The following is a 7785-nucleotide window of genomic DNA, read 5'->3' as shown; positions in this document are numbered from 1 at the left end:
GGCGTAGGAGCTTCCGCCGCCGCCGCCGCCGGTCGTCTGCACGCCTGGCCCGTACATCGTGTTCTTCGAGTGGGACAAGTCGGACATCACGCCTGAGGCAGCCGGCATCCTCGACAACGCGATCTCGGCCTACCAGAACTGCGGTAACGCACAGGTCATGCTGGCCGGTCACGCTGACCGTTCGGGCTCGGCAACCTACAACGTCGGTCTGTCGCAGCGCCGTGCAGACTCGGTTCGTTCGTATCTCTCCGGTCGGGGTATCCCGGACGGCGTGATCAGCTCGGAAGCGTTCGGCGAAAGCCGCCCGCGCGTCGAGACGGCCGATGGCGTCCGCGAACTGCAGAACCGTCGCGTGGAAATCACTTACGGTCCGGGTTCGGGTCAGTAAGCCACGCGTTCCGCTTTGCGGATCGAAAATCGGGGAGGCTGGGCAACCAGTCTCCCCTTTTCGTATGTACTTCTAAATAGGTTTCCGGGGCGGGGACTGCTAACGCCGGCCAACGCAGGCTGCCCATGTCCGATCACGGGCGTCAGCTTATTTGCGTGAGCCGATCAAGCATCGACAGGTTGCGTGCGTTGAGCAGTCCAGCAGCAGCACGCATCATTCTGCCCAACCCAGCTAACCAAGCGCGACCCGACGGCGGCTGCCGGGAACCAGTTCCCTCGCCCCCGCCGGACCGTGCGACGATCAGCTTGCGGCGACAGTCTGTTCGATCACGCCGAAAATCGGATGATGTCGATCATCTTCAGCCCAAATTCGCACCGTGTCGCCCGCCTTCATGAACGGCGTCGTCGGCGCGCCATTCCGGATCGTCTCGACCGTTCGCACTTCCGCGATGCAGCTATAGCCCACCCCGCCCGATGCGATGGGCTGACCAGGTCCGCCGTCACCCCCACGATTGGAGACCGTGCCCGATCCGATGATGGTTCCTGCGCTCAGCGACCGCGTTTTCGCGGCATGTGCGATCAGTGTGCCGAAATCGAACGTCATGTCTTCACCCGCTTCGGCGCGTCCGAAGGGTTCGCCGTTTAGGTCGACCAGCAGCTTGCGGTGAAGCTTTCCGTCCTGCCACCAATCGCCCAGCGCGTCTGGCGTGACGAAGACGGGCGAGAACGCACTTGCCGGCTTGGCCTGGAAGAATCCAAATCCCTTGGCCAGTTCGCCCGGTATCAGGTTGCGCAGTGAAACGTCATTGGTCAGCCCTACGAGGCGGATTGCCGCCAGAGCCTGCTCGCGCGTAGCTCCGAGCGGGACGTCGCCTGTGATCACGACGACCTCGGCCTCGAAATCGCAGCCCCAGCTTTCATCTGCGAGCGGAATGGGATCGCGAGGTCCAAGGAACCCGTCCGATCCGCCCTGGTACATCAATGGATCGTGCCAGAAGCTCTCCGGCATCTCGGCGCCGCGCGCCTGGCGTACCAGCGCGACATGGTTCACATAGGCTGATCCGTCAGCCCACTGATAGGCTCGCGGGAGCGGGGAGGCTGCGTCGCGCTCGTGAAAGCGATCGCGGGGGATCACCTCATGCTCGAGATCAGTGGCAAGGTTGCGCAGATCACCTTCGACCCGTTGCCAGTCGTCCAACGCTGCTTGAAGCGTCGGCGCGATGTGTCCCGCGTCCGCGCACCAGGCCAGGTCCGCGGATACGACGACCAGCCGGCCATCGCGGCCAGCTTTGAGACTTGCGAGTTTCACGTGCTTCTCCTGCTCCAGTTTGCGCACCTTACGGGGCGGATTTCGCCTGTCGAGGGGCGTCGCTGCATTGACGGGAGCCTGTGGCTACCCCACGCTAATTCGATGGAAAACCATCTGCGCTTTCTCGATCATGATGGCCAGATGGCGCGCCGAATTCGGGATCACGATTGGGGGGCGCATCCGGTCGGGCCGATTGAAGGCTGGCCGCAGGCGCTTCGGTTCGCGCTCGGACTGGCGATCTCGTCGAGCTTTCCCATGGCGATCTACTGGGGCGAAGAGCTTCGGCTCTTTTACAACGATGCATGGGCGCCCATTCCCGCAGAGCGCCATCCCTGGTCACTCGGCCAACCCGGCCAGGATGTGTTCCCTGAGATCTGGGACGTGGTGGGGCCGCAATTTGCGCAGGTGATCGCGAGCGGCGAAGGCTTTGCTACCTATGATCAGCGGCTCGACATGGTTCGTGACGGCCGCGTTCACGAAACTTACTGGAACTACAGCTTCACGCCGATCCGCGACGAGCATGGCGACGTCGTCGGTGTGCTCAACCAAGGCAACGAGACAACTCGCTCGGTTCTGGCAGAACGCGCGCGCCTTGCTGAAGTTGGTCGGCTGCGCGACATCGTGGAGCAAGCGCCCGGAGCGATCGCGCTGCTCCACGGCCCTTCTCACCGGATCGAACTGGCAAATCGCGCCTACATCGAGCTGACCGGCGAGCGGGCGCTGCTCGGCCGAAGTATTGCCGAGGCACTGCCCGAAGTGGTCGAGCAGGGGTTCGTTCAATTGCTCGACGAGGTATTCACGACAGGCGAGACATTCCGGGCGAGCGGCACTCCCGTCGTCCTCACGCGAAAAGGCGTGCGCGAAACCCGTCTGCTCGATTTCGTCTATCAGCCGCTCAAGGATGCCAACGGCGTCACGACCGACATCTTCGTCGAGGCAAACGACGTCACTGAACGCGCGATGGCCGAGGCGAAGCTGCGCCAGAGCGAGGAACGCCTGCAACTGGCGCTGGAGGCGTCGCATGGCGTCGGCACTTGGGACTGGGATATCGCGGCGGACCGAGTGCGCGCCGACGCACGCTTCGCCCGCCTCTATGGCGTTGATCCAGCCGTCGCGGAGCGGGGCGGACCCCTTGCCCTGTTCTTCTCGCGAATTCATCCGGACGATGCCGAGCGGGTGCAAGCCGCGATCCAGACGGCGATTGCCAGTCGTCAGCGGTTCGAGACCGAGTATCGCCTGGTTCTGGCGAACGGCGACGTGCGCTGGGTGACGGCTCAGGGTCGTTGCAGCTATGACGAGAACGGCGCGCCCAAGCGGTTTCCGGGGGTCAGCTTCGATGTGACGGAGCGGCGCTCGGCCGAAATCGCGGCGCAGCAAGCGGCGCACGATCTGCAGGCGGCGATCGAGGCTCAGGCGTTCGTCTATGGCCTGGCGGACCGGATGCGGGGCCTCGATTCACCCGATGCGATCATGGAGTTGAGCGCAGCGGCGCTCGCACGGCGCATGAAACTCGATCGCGCGGGCTTCTATCGCGTGCGGCCGGATGGCGACGTTCAGTTCGGACCCAGCGTCACGACCGATCGCTTGCCCCCCTTCACCGGTACGATGCCCGCCGCCATGCTGGGGCCGGCGCTGACCAGCTATCGCACAGGCAAGACGGTCGCGTTTGCCGATTCCCTCAACGATCCGGATTTCGCGACGGCTGGGATCGCACGCTTGTCTCCTGCCGGCGTTGGCGTGCCGCTCAGCCGTGGCGGCGTGTGGGTTGCGACGCTCTACGTCAACAGCGCCCAACCTCGAGACTGGACCGAGGAGGAGGTGAACCTCATCGAGGCGGTTGCCGAAACTGCGTGGGACGCGGTCGAGCGCGCCGCTGCGGTCACCGCACTGCGCGAGAGCGAAGCCAAGTTCCGGGCGATCGCGAACTCGATCGACCCGATGGTCTGGTCGGCTCAAGCCGATGGCTTCCACGATTACTATAACGACCGCTGGTATGAGTTCACCGGCGTGCCTCATGGATCGACCGACGGGCAGGGGTGGAACGACATGTTCCATCCGGACGATCAGGACCGCGCATGGCAGGTCTGGCGGCACTGCCTGGAAACGGGCGAGCCCTATCACATCGAATACCGGCTTCGGCACCATAGCGGCACCTATCGCTGGGTGCTTGGCCGGGCACAGCCGGTTCGCGCGGACGATGGCCAGATCACGCGCTGGTTCGGCACTTGCACCGACATTCAGGACATCGTCGATGCGCGCGAAGTACTGGCGCGCTCCAGGGTCGAACTGGAGAATGCGGTTGCCGAACGCACCAGCCAGCTGATGGCTGCCGAAGCAAGATTGCGGCAGGCGCAGAAGATGGAGGCCGTGGGTCAGTTGACCGGCGGCATCGCGCATGATTTTAACAACATGCTGGCGGTGGTTATCGGCGCGCTCGACATGATGGAGCGGCGCCTTGCGCAGGGCAATCATGAGATCGATCGCTATATCGTCGCGGCCAAGGACGGTGCCAGCCGCGCCGCGGCGCTGACGCAGCGGCTGCTCGGTTTCGCGCGGCAACAGCCGCTTGCGCCCGTGCCGCTCGATGTAAACCGCCAGGTGCGCGACATGGTCGAGTTGCTGATGCGCACACTCGGCGAGGACATCATGATCGAGACCCGGCTGGCCGGCGAAGTCGATGCGGCGATGGCCGATCCCAACCAGCTTGAAAACGTCATCCTCAATCTGTGCGTCAACGCGCGCGACGCCATGCCCAATGGCGGCATGCTGACCATCGCTACGGCCAACCGCAGCCTGCACCGCGCCGCGGCCGAGGCGATGGGCGTGGCGCCCGGCGATTATGTCGAGCTGACGGTGATCGATACGGGCGGTGGCATGTCACCCGATACCGTGGCCCGCGCCTTCGACCCCTTCTTCACCACCAAGGGCGTTGGCAAGGGGACTGGGCTTGGGCTGAGCCAGGTCTTCGGCTTCGCGCGGCAGTCGGGTGGCCATGTCTCGATCGATTCGCGGCTGGGCGAAGGTACGCGGGTGCACTTGCTACTGCCGCGCCATGGCGGCCCGCTCGCCGACACTGCGCCTGTAAGCGATGAAGGCGTGCTCGCCACGGGCTCCGCCGACGAGGTCATCCTCGTGGTCGAGGATGAAGAACGGGTGCGCAACTATTCGGTCGAGGCGCTGCGTGAGCTTGGCTACACCGTCCTGCACGCGCCCGATGGGCGGGAGGCGCTGCGCCTGCTCGACACCGGTCAGCCGGTCACGCTGCTGTTTACCGATGTCGTCATGCCGGAACTGACCGGCGACGAACTTGCCCGCCGTGCAAGGCTGCAGCGCCCGTCGCTCAAGGTGCTCTTCACCAGTGGCTATACGCCCGACGAAGCGGCGATCGCCCAGCGCCTCTCCGATGGCGGCCGCGTGCTGACCAAGCCGTTCGGCATTGCCACGCTCGCCAACACGGTGCGCGCTGCGCTCGACGCCTGAGCAATCAGCCCGGCAGGTTCGCCTTCAATTCGTCAAGCCATGGCCGCGCCGTCCCATCGGATGGCGCGCGCCAGTCGCCACGCGGGCTCAGCGCACCGGCCGACGATACCTTCGGCCCGTTCGGAATCGCGCTGCGCTTGAACTGGCTGGTCTGGAAAAAGCGCACCAGGAATTTCTCCAGCCAATGTCGGATCGTCGCCAAGTCATATTCGGGCCGCGCCACTTCCGGAATGCCGATCGGCCACAAGCCGGCCCCGCGATCCCGCCAGGCATGCAGCGCGAGGAAGGCGATCTTCGACGGCGCGGTGCCGTGCCGCACCACCTCATGCGCGAAGAAGTCGTTGAGCGCGTAGGGCCCGATCTTGGCCTCGGTACTTTGCATCGCGCCATCGGCATCGGCAGGCACCAGTTCGGGCGAGATTTCCTGTGCGAGGATCGCTTCCAGCACGCGGTCGGTCTCGGCATCGAACTGGTCGGTACGCTCGCACCAGCGGATCAGATACTGGATCAGCGTCTTGGGCACACCCGCGTTGACGGCATAGTGCGACATGTGATCGCCGACGCCATAGGTGCACCAGCCCAGCGCCAGTTCCGAAAGATCGCCGGTGCCGATCACGAACCCGCCGCGCTGGTTGGCAAGGCGGAACAGATAATCGGTGCGCAACCCGGCCTGCACATTCTCGAACGTCACGTCATAGACGGGTTCGCCGCCCGCGAACGGATGGTCCATATCGCTCAGCATCTGCCGCGCGGCGGGACGGATATCGATCTCTTCGCCCGTGATGCCGAGCGCGTTCATCAGCGCCCAGGCATTCAACTTGGTGCCCTCGCTCGTCGCGAATCCTGGCATCGTAAAGCCCAGGATATCGGCGCGCGCCATGCCGATCCGGTCCGCCGCCTTTGCCGCCACGATCAGGGCATGCGTGGAATCGATCCCGCCCGATACGCCGATGACCAGCCGCTTGGCGCCAGTGGATTCGATCCGCTTGCGCAAACCTTCCACCTGGATGTTGAACGCCTCGAAACAATCCTCGTCCAGCCTGGCCGGATCGTTCGGCACAAAGGGATAACGGCGCACCGGGCGGCGCAGACCGATATCCCCAAAGCCTGGCTCGTGCGCGAATGTCACGCGCCGAAAGCGATTCTCCGGATGGCTGCTTGCGACGGCGCTGTCGTTGAACGTGCCGAAGCGCGTACGTTCCTGCCGCAGCTTTCCGACATCGGCATCGGCATAGGCGATCTCGGGTTCCAGCCCGAACCGCTCCGATGCGGCGAGCAGGTCACCCAGTTCATAGATCAGGCTTTGCCCGTCCCACGCCATGTCGGTCGTGCTCTCGCCCGGGCCAGCGGCGGAAAAGGCATAGGCGGCAGCGCAGCGAATGGACTGTGCCGCACACAGCGCAGCTCGTTCGCGCGCCTTGCCGACCGTGATGTTCGACGCCGACAGGTTGCACAGGATCAGCGCCCCGGCCATCGCGCCGAGCGTCGAAGGCGGCAGCGGACCCCAGAAATCCTCGCAAATCTCGACATGGAAGGTGAAGTCGGGAAGGTCGTGGGCGGCAAAGATCAGGTCGACGCCGAACGGCGCCTCCTGACCGGCGATGTCGATCGTACCGCTTAGGCCAACGCCGCTCGCGAACCAGCGCTTCTCGTAATATTCACGATAGTTGGGGAAATAGCTTTTGGGCACCACGCCGAGGACGCGCCCGCGCGCGATCACGACGGCGGTGTTGTAAAGCCGCCCGTTCCGCTCGATCGCTGCGCCGACGATCAGGACCGGCTTGAGCGTCGCGCTCGCCGCGATCAGTGCCGCCAGCCCCTCGCGCGTGGCGCGCTGCACCGCGTCCTGCAGGTGCAGGTCGTCAATGGCATAGCTGGTGAGCGAAAGCTCCGGAAACAGCAGCAGGTCGGCGCCCGCCGCATCGCCCTGTTGCGCCAGTTCGATGTGGGACTGGGTATTTGCGGTAATGTCCCCGGCCGAAGCGTGCGGCGTACAGCAACCGATGCGGACCAGCCCATGCGAATGGATCGAATAGAACCGGTGTTCCGCCATCAAGTCCCGCCTAACCCTACGTCCTGATCGAGCGCTTGCCCGATCATCTCCAACGCGACGCGCAGGCATGCGATCCGCGTCGGCCCACGGCCGATATCGCCGAAATGCGCTTCGCGGTGCGCCGTGTCACGCCCTTTCCTTGCACAGGCGAAATGAACCAGGCCCGGTTCGTCGTCCGGGCCGCCCGGTCCGGCAAAGCCGGTGATCGACAGCGCGATGTCGGCATGGCTGGCCGCGAGCGCGCCGTCGGCCATGGCCAGCGCCACCTCACGGCTGACTGCCCCGCACCGGTCCACCTTGTCGCGCGCCACGTGCAGCAGCTCGCACTTGGCGTCTTCGGAATAGACGACGAAGCCGCGCTCGAAGATCGAACTGACCCCCTGAACATCGGTGAGCAGGGAGGCCAGCAAACCTCCGGTGCAGCTCTCGGCGGTCGCGAGCATCAGCCCGGCATCGGAAGCGCGCGTCAGCACGGCGGCGGCAGCGTCCTCGATCTCGGTCGGCAGAACGGGCGATAGGGTCTCGGTCATCGCGACAGCCTAGCGGCACGCGGTGC

4 protein-coding genes and 1 pseudogene are annotated in these 7785 nt (G+C 65.0%); 2 read left to right on the top strand and 3 right to left on the bottom strand.

Annotated elements, in window-relative coordinates:
* Nucleotides 1-13: 13 nt before the first annotated feature.
* Nucleotides 14-388, top strand: a pseudogene (locus BFL28_RS09555) (OmpA family protein); the annotation flags it as partial.
* A 300-nt stretch (nucleotides 389-688) separates the two neighbouring features.
* Here the strand turns inward: BFL28_RS09555 and BFL28_RS09550 are convergent.
* Nucleotides 689-1696, bottom strand: coding sequence for a fumarylacetoacetate hydrolase family protein (locus BFL28_RS09550; RefSeq protein WP_069320335.1), 1008 nt, complete (start codon nucleotides 1694-1696; stop codon nucleotides 689-691).
* Nucleotides 1697-1798: 102 nt separating this feature from the next.
* Here BFL28_RS09550 and BFL28_RS09545 point away from each other — a divergent pair, with 102 nt between their 5' ends.
* Nucleotides 1799-5176 carry a PAS domain-containing protein gene (locus BFL28_RS09545; RefSeq protein ID WP_241527284.1) on the top strand — a complete coding sequence of 1126 codons (3378 nt, stop codon included), beginning with the start codon at nucleotides 1799-1801 and terminating at the stop codon, nucleotides 5174-5176.
* Nucleotides 5177-5180: 4 nt separating this feature from the next.
* Here the strand turns inward: BFL28_RS09545 and BFL28_RS09540 are convergent, their stop codons facing one another.
* Nucleotides 5181-7229 (bottom strand): NAD(+) synthase, encoded by a 2049-nt coding sequence (locus BFL28_RS09540; protein ID WP_069320324.1) that lies wholly within the window; start codon nucleotides 7227-7229, stop codon nucleotides 5181-5183.
* Nucleotides 7229-7759, bottom strand: coding sequence for a CinA family protein (locus BFL28_RS09535; RefSeq protein WP_069320323.1), 531 nt, complete (start codon nucleotides 7757-7759; stop codon nucleotides 7229-7231). Before BFL28_RS09535 ends, BFL28_RS09540 begins: the two co-directional genes overlap by 1 nt.
* Between the last annotated feature and the right edge of the window lie 26 nt (nucleotides 7760-7785).

The sequence above is a fragment of the Sphingomonas turrisvirgatae genome, from assembly GCF_001721295.1.
Classification (GTDB): domain Bacteria; phylum Pseudomonadota; class Alphaproteobacteria; order Sphingomonadales; family Sphingomonadaceae; genus Sphingomonas; species Sphingomonas turrisvirgatae.
This window is presented reverse-complemented; position numbering and strand designations above follow the sequence as displayed.